Source organism: Parachitinimonas caeni, from assembly GCF_030129945.1.
In the GTDB taxonomy this organism is placed as follows: Bacteria; Pseudomonadota; Gammaproteobacteria; order Burkholderiales; family Chitinimonadaceae; genus Parachitinimonas; species Parachitinimonas caeni.
Genome location: NZ_JARRAF010000002.1, coordinates 1 through 16,490, shown reverse-complemented (window position 1 = coordinate 16,490; position 16,490 = coordinate 1). Strand labels below are relative to the sequence as shown.

Here is a 16,490-nt window from a genome sequence, read left to right as displayed (position 1 = left end):
CCCGGAGGCCACCATGTCCCGTTCCGTGTTCAGTCTGTCTCGCACGGCCTCAGTGCTGTTTCTATGCGGTCTGTATTCACTGCAAGCCTATGCGATCCCGGTCGGCAAAGTGGAGTTCTCCAGCGGTGCGCCCTTTGCGACCACCGAGGGGCAGAATCCTCGTCAACTGGTGCGCGGCAGCGATATTGAAGCCACTGACTTGATCGACACCCGCGAAGGCCGGGTGCAGATTCGTTTTACCGATAATTCTTTTGTCTCGCTGTCCCCCCAGACACAGTTCAAGATCAGCCGTTACCGGTTTGATGGTCAGGCTAATGGCAAGGAAGAGGGTGTCTTCAACTTGCTGAAGGGGACGCTGCGGACCATCACCGGCCTGATCGGCAAGAATCGCCGCGATGCCTACCAGATGGTGACGCCAACCGCGACCATCGGGATTCGTGGTACCGAGTATCTGGCTTCTCAGTCCGACTCGCTGACGGTGACCGTCAATTCCGGTTCTGTGGTGGTGTTTAACCAGATGGGTTCGCTGGTATTGGAAACCGGCCAGACCGGCTTCGTGGCCAACCAGAATAGCCAGCCCAGACAAGCGGCGCCCATGAGTCAGCAAGGTGAGAAGAAGGACGACAAGCAAGGCAACAAGGAAGAGAAGAAGGAAGACAAGAACGGCGACCAGCAAGGCAATAACGGCGGTGGCCAGCAAGACAAGGACAAGCCCGGCGGCAACCAGGCAGGCGGCAATGGCAACCAGCAGGGCAATGCTCAGAATGGCGGGCAGGGAGGCGGTCAGAGTGATTCTGGCGGCCAGTCAGCACCAGGTGTGGCTGGTAATACCAAGCCGCCCATCAATGCAGGCACCAGCATCGGCGGCGGGCCAGTTGGTACCGGGGGCGCAGGCGGCAGTGGTTCTGGTGGCAATACCGTTGTTGGCTCGGACAACCGTGATCCGAATTCCGGCAAGCCGGCAGTGTTGGTGGGCGTCAATACGAATCCTGGTGGCGGAACCAATCCTGGCGGCGGTACGACCCCGGGTGGCGGCACCACACCCGGTGGCGGTACGACCCCTGGTGGGGGCACCACGCCTGGCGGTGGTACGACCCCTGGAGGTGGCACGACACCTGGAGGCGGGACAACGCCTGGTGGTGGCACCACACCGGGAGGCGGTACGACCCCTGGTGGTGGCACGACACCTGGTGGTGGTACGACCCCTGGCGGCGGCACCACGCCCGGCGGTGGTACGACGCCCGGCGGTGGCACGACCCCAGGAGGTGGCACTACACCCGTTGGTGGTCAGACCCTGACAGGCATTCAAGGCGCTACCTCATACGTCGGCAAGAGTGCGACGGCTGCGACAGTGGGTGTGCCCATTTCAGGTGCCAATACCTCACCCAATATCACGGCGGTTTTTGATAGCAATGGCCATTTGCTGGAGGTGATTGAGGGCTCGACGCCGCTGAGTCGTGCGGGGACGGCATCCAGCGTTGATCGCGGCAAGGATGGCGTGCTGATCTGGGGGCGCTGGACGGGTGGCGTAGTGAGTTCACCCACGCCGACCAATGCCAACGATGCGCGGGATTTCACCGATCCGAACTCTGGGCAGCACTTCATCGTGGGGCTGCCGGTGACGGGGCGGCCAGTCATCAGTGCCCGTACTACCTATACCTACAATCTGGTTGGGGCGACTGCGCCGACCATGATCAATCTGGGCACCGGTGTCACCGTGGCTCCCGGCCAGTTTACCGGTGCGGTCAAGCTGCAGTTCGACCCGACCAATATCGCCTATGACGTCAACTTCAATGGTGTGGTCGCCATAGACGCCAAGACCTACACCATGAAGGCGGATGGCACCGGCTTTACGTCCGGCATCTTCTCGCTGGGACTGACGACCAGCAATTTCGTCGCCGCCACTTCGGGCACGTCTGGTTGTGTGGGAGGGTGTACTGGCGAGGTCAATGGCTTCCTGGCCGGGCCAGCCACCAGTCATGTTGGTGTGTCCTACAAGATTAACGATGGTCAGAACGCCATCACCGGGGTGGCCGGGTTCAAGCAAGACCCGAACGGTGTGGTCAACGGTACCTTGGTACAAAATGTGGCATTGGCACAGGCATTCACGGCACGTTCGGGCAATACCGGCCTGAGCGGCCTGTCACAGACCAGCGGTGTCGATGCCGTACTCGATGGTTCTGGTGGGCTGACCGAGATCAAGTCTGGCAGTAATAGCGTGTTGCAGATTGGCACGGCCAAGATCACGGATACCGGCAAGGATGGCAGTCTGAGCTGGGGCCGTTGGTCTGGAGGTCAGGTCAAGGCTCCCACCGGATCTGATCCGAATGCCAGCCGGGATGTCACCGATTCGAACTCCGGCCAGCACTTTGTTTATGGTGCGCTGGCGACCAGCCTGCCGACGCTGTCGGCACGCACCACGTTTACCTACAACCTGGTCGGTGCAACCAAGCCGACGGCGGTGGACACGGCCACGGGCCAGTCGGTTGGGGTGGGGAGCTTCTCCGGCAAGCTGCTGGTCGGCTTCGACCCGACGGCTGCGGCCTACGATGTCACCATGGATGGCGTCGTAGCCATGGGGCCGGCCAGCTACGGACTTTCGGGAAGCGGCGCCAAATTCACCGGCAAAACCTATAGTTTCACGCTGTCCAAAGTCACCGGTCAGGGTGGGGGCTGCGCCTCGGGTTGTACCGGGTCGGTGGAAGGTTTCCTGTCTGGCACCGCTGCCAGCCACACCGGTTTGTCGTATCTGGTGGCCGATGGCAAGACCAGCATTGCCGGGGCGGCGGGTTTCCGCATTGATCCGACTTCCGGCACCACGGGCAATACCACCATCCCGAATGTGCGTTATGTCGAAGCTTTCACCGGCAAGGTCGGTACGACTGCAACCGCGCAGCTGGGACGGCAATCGGGAGTCGATGCGGCGGTTGATAGCGCCGGTGGGCTGGCCGAAATCCAGTCGGGCGGTTCACCGTTGTTGCAGGTAGGCACCGCCAAGGTGTCGAACGCGGGCAAGGATGGCCCCTTGGTGTGGGGCCGTTGGTCGGGGGGTGTCGCCAAAACACCTACCAGTTCCGATCCAAACGCAACCCGCGACTTTACCGATCCGAACTCGGGTCAGCATTACGTCTTTGGCACGGCCGCTACCCTGCCTTCGCTGCAGAAGGCCACCACTTTCACCTACAACATGGTCGGTTCGACTGGCGCAACGCAGGTGGATACCTCGACTGGGGCTGTTGGGCCAGCGGGCAGCTTTACCGGCAGTCTGAAGGTGGGTTTTGACCCGACCAAGACGACTTACGACCTCACTCTGGATGGTCTGGTAGTGGTCAACACCAAAGGCTATCAGCTCAAGGGTGGTGGAACGGGCTTCAGCGGTAGCGACTATACGTTCGACCTCAAAGTCACTGGCCAGGGCGGGGCCTGCACGACCGCAGCCTGCACAGGGACGGCTGAAGGTCTGATGGCAGGCACGGGTTCCACTCACTCCGGACTTGGCTACAAGCTGGGCGACGGCAGCCTGGCCATTACCGGGGCTGCCGCTTTCAAGATCGACCCGAATTCAGGCACCGGTCAGGGCACCGTAGTGAATGGCGTGACCGGCATTGCTGCTTTCATGGGCAAGCCGGCAGGCGTTTCCGGCATTGGTCAGACCGGCAATCTGACGGCAACGTTTGATTCATCTGGCGGGCTGAGCGAAGTCTCTGAAAACGGCACGGTCAGAGTGCAGATCGGCACTGCCAAGGTGGTCGATAGCGGTAACGATGGCGTGTTGTCGTGGGGACGTTGGTCTGAAGGCGTCATCAAGACCCCGAATCTGACTGACCCCAATGCGACCCGTGACTACACCGATCCGAATTCCGGCGAGCATTACGTTATGGGCAAGCCGGCAAGCGGCCGACCTGGCACCTTTACTGCGCCGACGCAATTTACCTACAACCTGATCGGCGCGACCAAGCCATCGATGCGGGATAACACCACGGGGGCTTTTGCTGCGGGGGGGAGTTTCAGCGGTACCGTCAAAGTTGGTTTTGACCCTGCAGCAGGGGTTTACGACGTGACGCTCGACGGGGTGGTGGCGGTCAATAGCCTCAGCTATCAAATGACCGGGAAGGGCAGCCGCTTTACCAATGCCTCGTACGCCTTCACGTTGGGCGGTAGCGACATCAAAGGCTCTGGCGGCGCCTGCGTATCAGGTTGCAGTGGCGAGGTCACGGGCTTCCTGGCAGGTACCGGGGCCGTGGATACCGGTCTGGGCTACAAAGTGGTGGATGGCAACTCAACCTTGATGGGTGCTGCCGCGTTCAAAGTGGACCCGGCCTCCGGCGTGCCCATTGGGGGCGGTGCCGTACTCAAGAGTGGGAGCGGTTATGTCGGCGCTTTTGGTGTGAGCGGCAAGAACCCGGACTTGGGTGTGCTGTTCACCGATGCCTCGCCCATGACCAATATCACGACCGAGATCGACCCTCAGGGTGGTCTGACCAAAGTGCTGAACGGGACTAATGTTGCCTTGAACATCGGCACGGCGAAGCTGGTGGATATGGGAACCGATGGCGTTCTGGGCTGGGGGCGTTGGTCTGGCGGCGTCAGCGATGCGCCATCCAATATCAATCCCAATAACAAGCAGGATCTGAGTGATCCGAACTCTGGCCGTCATTACGTTATCGGCATGCCGGCGACGATGCCGACTGTGACCAGCCCGACCACTTTCAGCTACGCGATGATTGGCGCAACCAAGCCGACCATGGTAGACCAGAACGGCAATATCTATGCTGGCGCAGGAACCTTCAACGGCTCGGTCTCGCTCAACTATCAGCCTACCGGCATTTATGATCTGACCCTGAATAGCTCCATCGCTTTCGGGCCACGGGTCTATCAGATGGTGGCTGCCGGTACGGGGCTGAGCGGCACCCAGTACAACCTCTCGGTGACCAATGCCGGGTTTGCCGGCTCGTCGGGCGGCGCCTGCAGCACCGGCCAGGGCTGTATCGGCGATGTGTTCGGTTTCCTGTCGGGTAAGGATGCGTCGCACACAGGTTTGTCATACAAGGTGCTGGATGCGGGCGGTTTCCTGGTGACGGGAGCCGCAGCGTTCAAGCGTTGATGGACGGCGCACGGTTGGCGTTTTGCACCGGTTGGTAGCAGAGGCAAAACGTCAACAGCGCCTAAGCCATAAGACTGATTATTAACAAAAACTTGCCTCGAACCCCTTCGATTGCCCGCCGTCCAACTGTTACATTGCCGTCATGTTCAGCGGACGGCGGCGATCCGATTGCTTGTCTGTGGCAGGTTAGTCTGCCCACCCAAAGTTCGGATGCCTCAAATCCGATATCGATTTGCCCTCGGCTGAATCAGCAAAATTTTCAGTAAAGATGGCGGATGCCATCACATCGTTGCAGGGAGAGTTTTCATGAATATCCGCAAGCCTACCGCTATTGCCGCAGCCCTGCTGCTGAGCCTTGGCCTATCCGCTCAGGCGGCCGATCTGTTTAGCCTGTCCAGCCAGCGCTTTGCGGAAGGGCAGTCTGCGTACCCGTTTACCTTCAATACCGAACAGGCCTTTGCGCTGCCGATCGGGGGCAAACTGGGCATGCCCTTGCCTGGTGGTCGTCGCATGACGGCAATACTGGATCGCATTGAAACCCATCTGAATGGCGACCGGACCTGGATTGGGCATATGGAAGGGATGTATTCGGATTACCGGGTGATGATTACCCTAGGCAAGGGTGGGGTATTTGGTAGCGTCAACACGCCGCACGGTTTGTACACCGTCTCGACCAGCAAAAATGGTTTTTCGTCGCTGGATGATCAGCCAGCCAATCAGCGTTCAGAGTTCATCAGCTTTCACAACGATGGCCGGGTGCCACCACGTCTGCCGGATATTGCACACAGTGTCATCGAGCCAGTGAGCAATCAGTTTGCCGAGAATTCGACCATCGACGTGATGGTGCTGTACACCCCGGACATGGCATCGCGCTACAGCCCGGTTGATACACTGATCAACGATCTGATTGCCAAGGCGAATCAGGCTTATATTGACAGCCAGATCGGGATTACCGTCCGGCTCGTGTATAGCAGCCAAGTCAACTACACGGTCAAGAACGACAACGATGCGGCGCTGGATGCCGTAACCGATGCGACAGATGCCGCATTCGCCAATGTGGCCAGCCTGCGCGATCAGTACGGCGCCGATCTGGTCAGTGTGCTCCGACCATTTGACCGCTCATCGCAAAACAGCTGCGGGGTGGGTTGGGTCGGTGGGGCGGGGGGGCAATCCATATCCCGATACGCCCCTTATGGCTATTCAATCGTCAGCTATGGTAACGATGTTCAGGGTAGCCGCTCGTATTGCAGCGATTACACGCTGGCACACGAGATGGGCCATAACATGGGGTCGGCTCACGATCGAGCCAATTCTGGTAGCTCAGGCGCCTTTACCTATTCATACGGGTACGGTATTTCGGGTACGTTCGGTACCATCATGAGCTATATCTCGCCCAAGATCGGCAAATTCTCCAACCCGGCCGTCACCTGCAATGGCAACCCTTGTGGCATTTCGGAGAGCGATCCAACCAGTAGTGCCAATAATGCGCTGTCGCTGAACAATACCCGCGCCGCTGTGGCGGCGTTCAAGCCTACCAAGGTCACTGGTGGCGGCACCGGCACGACAACAACCGACTCTGATCGGGTTTTCAATTGGGCGCAGGTGACTTACGCCGGCTTCCTCTCGCCGGTTACCAGTCAGTCGCAAAATGGATTTGGGTACTATTACCGCTTCTATGGCACAACCAACACATATCTTGGTACTAAGGACAACCGGCTGTATTTTTTCAATGGCTCGACTGGCCAGTTAACCGATCTTGGCGATTTGTCCGGGTGGTTGACTCAAGCCAAGAACGGCGGGTTCTGACGGATTCCATGCGATACGTTCTGGTGTCCCGGCTGCGCGGTCCTGTTTAGGGGCCGTGTGGCCGTGATGGATCTGCAGGATGGATGTCAACAGAACCTTGGGTTGGGCGGATTTCCGCTCTTTTCTGTGTGTTTTGAATCAACATGTGAGGGTTGCATATGAAGAAAATCAGCAAATGGATGGGCACTGCAGTCGTAGCGGGCACTTGCTTGCTGGGCACCCAGGCTGCAATGGCCGAGAGCAAATTCGAGCAGTTGGTCGTCAAGTCCGCCATGCAGGCTCAGACGGCAGAGAAAGCAGCAGAAACCATCACGCTGACGGATGGTCAGGGCGGGACCGCCGTACTGACCACCAACAACAGTGGCGGTAATCTATCGGCAGAAGCGACCTACACCAACTACAATGCCGCGCCTGGCATTACCTACTCAGGAACTGCCCGGTTCAACGGTACATTGAGCGGGTCAACAGTCAGCACTGCCAATCTGGTTATGGATATCAGCATGATGGCTGGCGGGACTTCGGTACGTTATCGGTTGAACATGAATCTGGCCAACAACAGCTTTAGTGGTACGCTGACCTTGTTCTCGCCAACCGAGTTCACGATTGACTTCGGGCCGATTGCTGCCAACACCATGTTTGACTGGCTGCTGTAAGCTGCCCACCGGCCTGGTCCGGTCGCTCTGCAGTAAAAGGCCGTAGCCGGAATCCGACTACGGCCTTGTTGTTTTAGGTTCTGTTGATACGTTATTTCCGACCGGAAACAAAACTCAACAGAGCTGACATCTTGTTCAAAATCTATTTCGAGTTTTATGCGCGCTACTCATTCCATCAAAAAACGAATCCTCTATGTTATGACTGCCCTGGCCCTGCCATCGCTGGCTCAGGCTGCGACCGGGCTGGTGCCTGATCAGATTCTGGTCAAATATCGTGCCCAACCGGGATTTGCCGCAGCCCAGTCCGCTGATGCGGTACGTACTACTCGCGCTGGCGTACAGGTGTTACGCGTAGACGGGCAACACTTTGCCATGGCTGATGCCAGCGATCGCCGCTTGCTGCTGCAGCAAAAGCTGGCCGAACTGCGGGCAGATCCCAACGTGATTTATGCGGAGCCGGATTATTACGGCGAATTTGCCGATATGCCGGTGCCGGTTGCCACTCCCAATGATCCCGGCGTCAGTCAGGCTTGGAACCTGGAGAAGATTGGCGCTCGCCAATTGTGGTCGGTAGCCAGTGGTAACGGGATCAAGGTGGCGGTTGTGGATAGCGGGGTAGATCTGACACACCCCGATCTCAAGGACAATCTGCTGCCCGGCTATAACTTTGGCGATCGCAATGCCAATCCGCAGGATCAGCTCGGCCATGGCACCAAGGTTAGCGGTTTGTTGGCTGCGGTCAGGGGGAATGCGTTGGCTGGTGCTGGCGTTGCGCCTCTGGCCAAGTTGTTGCCGATCAAGATCAATGCAGGGGCCTCGGGAACCTTCAAGACCTCCGACGTTGCCGATTCGGTCGATTACGCCGTAGCCCAGGGCGCTAAGGTCATCAACCTGAGCCTGACGATTGATGAAGATACCCAGACCTTGGCTGCGGCGATTGAGCGGGCCAAGGAAGCGGGTGTTGTGGTTGTGGTGGCCAGTGGCAACCAGGGTGGGGCCGTGGCCTTTCCGGCAACGATTCCTGGCGTGATTGCTGTTGGCGCCAGCAATGAAAGTGACCAGCTCGCTGGCTTTTCGAATACCGGGCCTGAGGTGACCATTGCCGCACCGGGGACCAATCTCTATAGCACCTTGCTGGGCGGCGGCTTTGGCGGCGCTGGCCAAGGCACCTCGTTTGCCGCGCCCACGGTCAGCGGTGTGGTGGCAGCCTTGCTGGAGGTCGATCCTCGCCTGGGCAGCAGCCAGATAGCCAGCCTGCTCAAGCAGACTGCAAAGCCGATTGCCGGCAACACCGTGTCGTATGGGATTGTGCAGGGCGGTGCTGCCATGCTGACACGCCTGCCCGATCTGACCCTGCCCAAGAAGACGTTTGCCGCCGGGGATAGCCTGACGCTGGATTACAGCCTGCCGCCCACAGCCGGCCTGGTTGATATTTATGTTGCAGTGCGTACCCCCAATGGCGAGTTTGGACTGATGCCGGATGGTCGCTGGCAGGATACCAGCCAGGGTTATCCGGTATTGGCCAAGGGCTATCAGGCAAGCGGCAGCCTGCATGGCCAGCTGTTTGGTGGTGTGTTTCCACCGATTGCGCTCACGGGCTTGCCCGCAGGGGTATACACCTGGCGGACCGGGCTGGTTGATCCGGTTGCTGGTCGGGTGGTCGGGACCATCATCGAAACTCCGATGACCTTGCAGTAAACATCGCTGAATTCAGACCAAGTGATCGGAGGCTGCCGTGATTCGTGTCGTACTCGCCGATGATCATGCCCTGTTGCGGGAAGGCTTGCGCCTGATCCTTGAGTCGGAATCTGACATCCAGGTTGTCGCGGAAGCGGGTGATGGCAGCGAAGCCCTGCGCCGGATCGTTGCCGAACGTCCAGATGTCGTGGTGCTCGATCTTGAAATGCCGGTAATGGGCGGGCTCGACGTCTTGCGGGAGCTGAGTTTGCGAGGCGGGTCGGCGCGGGTCATCGTGTTGTCGATGCACGATTCCCTGCGCCATATCCGCGATGCCGTGCGCAGTGGGGCCAGAGCCTATCTGCCCAAAGGAACCGTGGGCTGCGAACTGCTGACCGCAGTACGGGCGGTTCATGCAGGGCAGCGCTATTTTGCAGTAGATGTCGCGGACCGTCTGGCGGATGTACTGTTGTCCCCTGCACAGTCAGATGCCCTGCTCGATAGCCTGTCTGAACGGGAAAGGCAGGTGCTGCAGATGGTAGTGGAAGGAAAGTCGAGCGCCGAGATCGGACGCCTGCTATTTCTGTCGCCCAAGACGGTGGATACCTATCGCAGCCGATTGATGCAGAAGCTGGGCATCGACGACATTCCGGGTTTGGTGCGCTACGCAGTCAGACAGGGTTTGATCCCCTTGGAGTGAGGGGCATGCCCCTTGCGGCAACAAAACGTCAACAGAACCTAGGCTCTGTTGACGTTTTGTTGCCGGTCGCGCCGGGCCGAGTTTTGGGGCAGGGCGAGGCAGGGTGAGTGAGGTTTAGCGAGCTAAATAAACGAACCCAAACGACGCCATGCCCCAAAAATCGACCCGGCCCGGAGGGTTGCGCCGGATTTGGGCCTACTGCTGTGTCGAAAACCGCTTGCTTAGTCCACTAAGTGGCGCGCTTTTCTCCTTGCATCAGGCCCAAATCCGACGAAACGCGATCCGGAAATAAAACGTCAACAGAGCCTATGTAACCGGATCTGCAATCGGCAGTTCCAGCCAGAACAGACTGCCCCCCCCTTCCGCATCCTCGTAACCCAATTTACCCTGCATGGCTTCGGTCAGCGCTTTGCTGATTGCCAGCCCAAGGCCGGAGCCGCCTTTTTGCCGGGTATCCGAACTATCCACCTGCGAAAATTTCTGGAACAACTGGCTGCGAAACTGCGCCGGAATCCCCGGCCCATAATCACGCACCATAATTCGGATGCGCTTGCCGGCACGGCGTACACCGACTTCGACACCCTGACCGGTGGGGGAGAACTTGACGGCGTTCGAGAGCAGATTAGCCATGATCTGACCGAAACGATCCGCATCCAGCCAGGCCATTACGTTATCGCAACTCTCTACCACCTTGTACTGAATGCCGTATTCCTGTGCGAAGCCACGGTTGATCGAAATGGCCTGACTGACCAGTGTCATGACAGGTTCTGCCCGGATCTCCAGCTTCATCTTGCCGGATTCGATCTTCTCGATATCCAGAATATCGTTGATCAGGCGCACCAGCCGCTCGCTGTTCTTGTGGGCAATCCCGATCAACTGCACCGCCTGTTCGGACAACTCGTTGTTCATCCCTCCCAGCAGTAGCCCAAGCGAGCCCCGGATCGAAGTCAGCGGCGTACGCAGCTCATGGCTCACGGTCGAAACGAACTCCCGTTTCATCTGCTCCACCCGTCGCCGTTCGGTGAGGTCATTCACGATCGCCAGAAAACCGCTGACCAAGCCGGTGCCTTGTTGCAAGGCGGTTACCGACAACATCACCGGCAGCCGGCTACCGTCTTTGCGCAGATAGGTCCATTCGCTTTCGGCGATCTGCCCCTTGCGGGCCTTGTCGGTCAGCAAAGCCCATGCCCCATCCGGTGAATACTCGCGGGTATCGAGATGGACGGCAATTTCGTTGGGGTCGTGAAAGAGGGTGAGCTTTTGCTGGCCAATCAGCTCGTCGGGCGGGTAGCCAAGCATGGTTTCCACCCGGCGGTTGACGCTGCGTATCGTGCCATCGCTGTCGGTGGCGATAAAGCCATACGCGGTGCTGTCGAGAATCGCGTTTTGCAGGGCAAGGGAGGCACCCAGCTGCTGCTCGTTGTGCGTGGCCTGTCCCTCGGCCTGCTGGCGGCGCAGCTGCTGATTCAGCAAAGCCAGGATGAACAGGCCGATGATGAAGGCGATCAGCAACAGGCCCGTGATCGTCATCTTCAGGGCGACGCGCCAGTCCTCGGTGATGGCGTCTTCAGAAACCGAGAGTGACACGGCGAGTGGGTAATTGCCGACATGGCGCAGGGCCAGATAGCGCGGGCTGTCGGAGTTGGCCGAATAAATCTTGCCGTACCAGGAAGACTGCTTGCGGAACAGAGCTTGCAGTGCCGGTGAGTTGACGGTGAGCTTTTTGCCGACCTTGCTTTCCTTGCCGGTCTGGCAGACCAGAATGGTGCCGTCGTCCCGCACCAGCGAAATCGACGCAGCCTGCCCCAAGCCAATGGATTGGTAAAAGTCCTGAAAATAGCGCACATCCAGCGTGATGACGGCCGTGCCGGCAAATTGCCCATCAATGCCGATCAGCGGTCGGGACAAAGCGATTTCCCAGTGCTTGCCATCGGGCTGGGGGGTCGGGTCGGCCAGAATCAGCTGATCGCGCGGCAACAGGCGATGCCGGTTGAAGGATTCCTGTGTGGCAAATGACTGCTGTGGCTTGGTGATGTGGGAATGGCCAATCAATTGGCCTTCCTTGTTGATGACCAGCAGGTGCCTGCTCTGTGGCAACCCGATCAGCCGTCCGCTCAGCAGGGCGTTCAGGCTGGCACCATCGTGGCGCACATTGGCCAGGGCATCTTCACGCAGACGTTCCTGCGTGGCGCGCAAGACCAGATCAGCCTCCTGCACTGTGCGGATGGTCTGTTCGGCCAGCACTTCACCCAGGCTGCTCAAATGGCTCTCGGTGGCGGTCAGCGCCTGCTGACGCAGCTGCCAGAGCAGCCCGGCAGAAGCCACGGTGACAACCAGCAAGGCCAATACACCAAACGCCAGCAGACTGGCGCCTGCGCGGGTGGTGAAGGCATAGCCGAGCAGCTGTCGAAGAGTGATGGGCTGGGGTTCGGCGTTTGAGGGGATGGAGGGCAACATAGCTACAGTACAGACTGTTGCGGCCCCCGAATCAAGGAAGACTCGACGCAATCGACAGGTGTGACCGGAAACAAAACGTCAGCAGAGCCTAGCCCCCATATCGTGTCAGCAATTGGCTGGCTGTGGTGCTCAGGTCGGCCGATGGATCGATATCGAGCGAGTCATTGCGTTCACTTTGGCGGGATAGCGGGCGGCTGCGGCGATAGGCCGGGTCGTAGTGCTGGTCGATCAACTCGCCAAACAGCTCGACCATCGCGCCCGCGTCAATCAGCTGATGCCAGTGCGAGATCGTTGCATGACCGTGCAGCATGGTCAGCCGGTCCAGTTGTGCCTTGAACAGGCCGGGGTTATCAAACAGATGTCGATAGTCGTGGCATAGATAGGTGATTCGGGCTTCCCGGCCGGCGCAGAGCGTCACGCCGTGGGCGGTGCGGAGGGATTGCATCAACGATTCCGGCAGATGCACCTGGCCGACTCGCTTGCTCTCGGCTTCGACAAAAACCGGCCGGCTGCGATCGAATTGCTGAAGTTGCGCAAGCAACAAGCTGTCAAAGCGCTTCTGGCTTGGCTGTCCAATGCCGGGCCAGGCACCGAGTACCGAGCCGCGATGGTGCGCAAGCTGTTCCAGATCAAGCACCTGCCCGCCCTGAGCCGCGATGCGCTGCAGCAGGCGGGTTTTACCGCTACCGGTGGGGCCATGGAGCACGACATAGCGGTACTGTGCAGGCAGCCCTTGCAAGGTCTCCAACACCCAGCTTCGATATACCTTGTAGCCGCCTTCGAGCTGACGCGCCCGCCAGCCGATCAGGTTGAACCACGTCGTCAGCGAGCCAGAGCGCTTGCCGCCCCGCCAGCAATAGACCAATGGGCGCCAACGTGGTGGCCGGTCGGCAAATTGCTGCTCAAGGTGGCCGGCAATATTGCGGGCAACCATGGCGGCGCCCAACCGGGTAGCCGCAAAGGGGTCCTGCTTGTAGAGCGTGCCGATGATGACCCGCTCTTCGTTGTTCAATACCGGGGCATTGCGGGCGCCGGGCAGGTGGTCTTCTGCAAACTCGGCGGGCGTGCGGACGTCAATGATTTCGTCGAACTCGGTGAGGGTGGCAAGCGTGGCCAGTAAGGTCGGAGGGGTACTCATCAATCAGAATCGGCTCATTCAAAGGGATTGGCTCGGCTGGAATACTGAATCAGGCATGCACAGCGGGCCAGTGGGCATCGGAGCCTAGCGCATCGTCGAGATTTCGCGGTAGGAATGATCAAAATGGCGTCGGTAGATGGCATCGACCTCGCCGCTTTTGATCAGCTCGCGTAACACGCTATCGAAAGCATTGCGCAGCTCCAGCTGCTCATCGTGAAAACCCGTGACTTCGGGACTTACCTTCACCAGGGGTAACAAAGCACGCACATTCAGCGCCCGGCGGTTGGCGGTCATGGTGCTCCACAGATAATCCTCGAACATGACATCGACCCGCTTGGCATCCAGCTTGCGCAGGCTGGAGACAGCATCGGTCGCTTCGTCCTGTTGCATCTGCTCCAGCTCGGGCAGGGTGTAGCGATAGCCGCGTACGGTGGCGACGCGGGCGCCCTTGAAGGTCTGCAGCCCTTCAAAGTGGGTGATTTTGCTATCGCGGTGGACAACGGCGGCCAGCAACCAGAATGCCAGCGGCACCTGGCTGTAGACAAAGGGGTGTCCGGGTTCTTCGGTAATGAATAACCCCATCTCGACTTTGGCGTTCGACAGCAAATATACGCAGCGGTTAAACGGTACTTCCTGATACCGGACTGTGTGCCCAAGCCGACTCATCACCAGATTCACCGTCTCGATGGCGGCACCCCCATGCTTGCTGCCAGATTGATAGGCGTAAGGCTCCCAGCGCTCGTAACAGGCGTTCAGACTGGCAGCCTGCACGCCAGATGCGACAATAGCGGCCAAGAGCCCGGTATGCAGGGCATGCCACATGGGACGGCTCCTTGAAGGAATCACACCCAATTATAGGCGCGGTGCATCGGTTATACCGGCGTCCGGGCAGATTTGCGCCGCGAAGTGATGAACGAATTTGGATAAATAGGGGATCGACATGGCAACACGACTCACACAGCTATCGCACGGAGGGGGCTGCGGCTGCAAGATTGCACCGGCAGTGCTGAGCGAAATGCTGGCTAGTCTGCCCTTGACGCAGACGTTTCCGCAGCTGCTGGTCGGTACCGAAACGGCTGACGATGCGGCGGTTTATCAGCTCAATCCCGAGCAGGCTTTGGTGGCGACAACAGACTTTTTCATGCCGATCGTTGATGACGCATTCGACTTCGGGCGTATCGCAGCAACCAATGCCATTTCCGACATCTATGCGATGGGGGGCAAGCCGATCATGGCGCTGGCAATCGTCGGCATGCCCGTCAACACCCTGCCTATGGCCGAGATCCAGCAGATACTGGCTGGCGGCGCCAGCGTGGCGGCGGCGGCCGGGATTCCGATTGCCGGTGGTCATTCGATTGATGCACCGGAGCCGATCTACGGTCTGGTGGCGCTAGGGCTGGTTCATCCTGGCCAGATCAAACGCAATAGCGATGCCCAGGCCGGGGATGTCCTGATCCTGGGCAAGCCGCTTGGCATCGGCATTCTTGGCACGGCAATGAAGAAAGGTTTGCTGGATGCCGAAGGCTACCGGCAATTGATTGATACCACGACCCAGCTCAATCAGGTTGGCAGCGTGCTGGCCACCTTGCCAGCGGTGCATGCGATGACGGACGTCACCGGCTTTGGCTTGCTCGGCCACCTGCTGGAGGTCTGTCGCGGATCAGGTCTGGCGGCAGAGGTGGATGCCGCAGCATTGCCGCTGCTATCGCACGCCATCGGCTTTGCACAGCAGGGGGTAGGTCCAGGGGCCATTGCCCGTAATCTCGCCAGCTTTGGTCCGGATGTCGAGTTCTCTGCCAGCGTGGCCGAGTGGCAGCGCCATTTAATGGCCGATGCCCAAACCTCCGGTGGGTTGCTCGTGAGTTGCGATCGTGAGCAGGCGGCTGCCGTGCTGGCCGAGTTTCATGCCGCAGGGTTTGCTGGTGCAGCCTGCATCGGCCAGCTACGCCAGGGTGAACCCAAGGTGTACGTCCGCTGAGCCTGGCGGGAACTGCGCGGCGGCCATGCCGCTCGGCAGGCGACAGACGGCATGCATTACGGGCCTAAGCAGCGCTCGGGTTGGTCTAGGCTGGGAAAGTGCCTGCTTCGGAGAGCCACCATGCGCCTGCTACCGATCATCCCTTGCTGCTTCAGTCTGGGCCTGCTGCATGTGTTTTCGGCGCAGGCGATGGATATCAATCTAACCAAGGCGCAAGCGGAAATCCGTGGCAAGTCGAGTGTGGTGTTGCGCAATATTTCGGTGCCTGGAAAGGGTAAATTCGATGCCGAGCTGGTCTGGAATGCGGCGACAGGCCAGTTTGATCTGCGCAATGCCCTGCCAGCGGGTAGCAGCCGGCAATGCCAGATGGCCCTGCCGGGGATGACGCTGAGTCTGACTATCCGCCCGGTTGCCGGCACGATTGACGCCGAACTGGTCAGCCAGAGTGACGAGGCAGTCTTCGACTACAACGCGGTGACGTTCAAAGGCAGTGACCGCACCATTTATCTGACCAACGCGCCTTACTATCTGGGCGGCAGCTGGGCGCTGCTGACGGCGGCTGGCGGCTGGAATGGCCTGGGGAACCTGTATCAGGGGGATAGCCAGCTATTCCGCCTCTCTGATTTTCCGGTGGAATTTGATCTGGGTGCGCCGTTTGAGCTGGGGTATCAGACCAATCAGGTCAGACTGGCAGCCAAGTGCTGAGCACTCATCCTGATACCTAGGCTCTGTTGACGTTTTATTTCCGGATCGCGTTCCGTCGGATTTAGGCCTGATGCAAGGCAAAAAGCGCGCCGCTTAGTGAGCTAAGCAAGCGATTTTTAACGCGGCAGCAGGCCCAAATCCGACGGAACCCTCCGGGCCGGGTCGATTTTTGGGGCATGGCGTCGTTAGGGTTCGTTTATTTAGCTCGCTAAACCTCACTCACCCTGCCTCGCCCTGCCCCAAAACTCGGCCCGGCGCGACCGGAAACAAAA

10 protein-coding genes are annotated in these 16,490 nt (G+C 59.3%); 7 read left to right on the top strand and 3 right to left on the bottom strand.

Annotated features, from left to right (window positions below; genetic code table 11):
* Positions 1–13: 13 nt before the first annotated feature.
* From PZA18_RS01795 to PZA18_RS01775, 5 genes are all read left to right on the top strand, one after another.
* Positions 14–5,104, top strand: coding sequence for a FecR family protein (locus PZA18_RS01795; protein ID WP_284099065.1), 5,091 nt, complete (start codon positions 14–16; stop codon positions 5,102–5,104).
* Between the two features lie 306 nt (positions 5,105–5,410).
* Positions 5,411–6,910: a reprolysin-like metallopeptidase gene (locus tag PZA18_RS01790; protein WP_284099064.1), complete on the top strand. Its 1,500-nt coding sequence runs from the start codon at positions 5,411–5,413 to the stop codon at positions 6,908–6,910.
* 158 nt (positions 6,911–7,068) lie between these two features.
* A complete protein-coding gene (locus tag PZA18_RS01785) occupies positions 7,069–7,563 on the top strand; it encodes a hypothetical protein (protein WP_284099063.1) in 495 nt (164 codons plus the stop codon).
* A gap of 198 nt (positions 7,564–7,761) precedes the next feature.
* Positions 7,762–9,261: a S8 family serine peptidase gene (locus tag PZA18_RS01780; RefSeq protein WP_284099062.1), complete on the top strand. Its 1,500-nt coding sequence runs from the start codon at positions 7,762–7,764 to the stop codon at positions 9,259–9,261.
* A 37-nt stretch (positions 9,262–9,298) separates the two neighbouring features.
* Positions 9,299–9,940 carry a response regulator gene (locus PZA18_RS01775; protein WP_284099061.1) on the top strand — a complete coding sequence of 214 codons (642 nt, stop codon included), beginning with the start codon at positions 9,299–9,301 and terminating at the stop codon, positions 9,938–9,940.
* Positions 9,941–10,246: 306 nt separating this feature from the next.
* Here PZA18_RS01775 and PZA18_RS01770 read toward each other — a convergent pair whose 3' ends face one another.
* From PZA18_RS01770 to PZA18_RS01760, 3 genes are all read right to left on the bottom strand, one after another.
* The gene (locus tag PZA18_RS01770) at positions 10,247–12,397 is read right to left on the bottom strand and encodes an ATP-binding protein (protein ID WP_284099060.1); all 2,151 of its coding nucleotides are present in this window, start codon (positions 12,395–12,397) and stop codon (positions 10,247–10,249) included.
* Between the two features lie 88 nt (positions 12,398–12,485).
* Positions 12,486–13,535, bottom strand: coding sequence for a tRNA 2-selenouridine(34) synthase MnmH (mnmH, locus tag PZA18_RS01765; protein ID WP_284099059.1), 1,050 nt, complete (start codon positions 13,533–13,535; stop codon positions 12,486–12,488).
* 84 nt (positions 13,536–13,619) lie between these two features.
* Positions 13,620–14,357, bottom strand: coding sequence for a substrate-binding periplasmic protein (locus PZA18_RS01760; protein ID WP_284099058.1), 738 nt, complete (start codon positions 14,355–14,357; stop codon positions 13,620–13,622).
* Between the two features lie 118 nt (positions 14,358–14,475).
* Between PZA18_RS01760 and selD the strand changes: the two genes are divergently transcribed.
* Together selD and PZA18_RS01750 are read left to right on the top strand one after the other, a co-directional pair.
* A complete protein-coding gene (gene selD, locus PZA18_RS01755) occupies positions 14,476–15,513 on the top strand; it encodes a selenide, water dikinase SelD (protein WP_284099057.1) in 1,038 nt (345 codons plus the stop codon).
* Between the two features lie 120 nt (positions 15,514–15,633).
* Positions 15,634–16,218 (top strand): hypothetical protein, encoded by a 585-nt coding sequence (locus PZA18_RS01750; RefSeq protein WP_284099056.1) that lies wholly within the window; start codon positions 15,634–15,636, stop codon positions 16,216–16,218.
* Positions 16,219–16,490 lie beyond the last annotated feature (272 nt).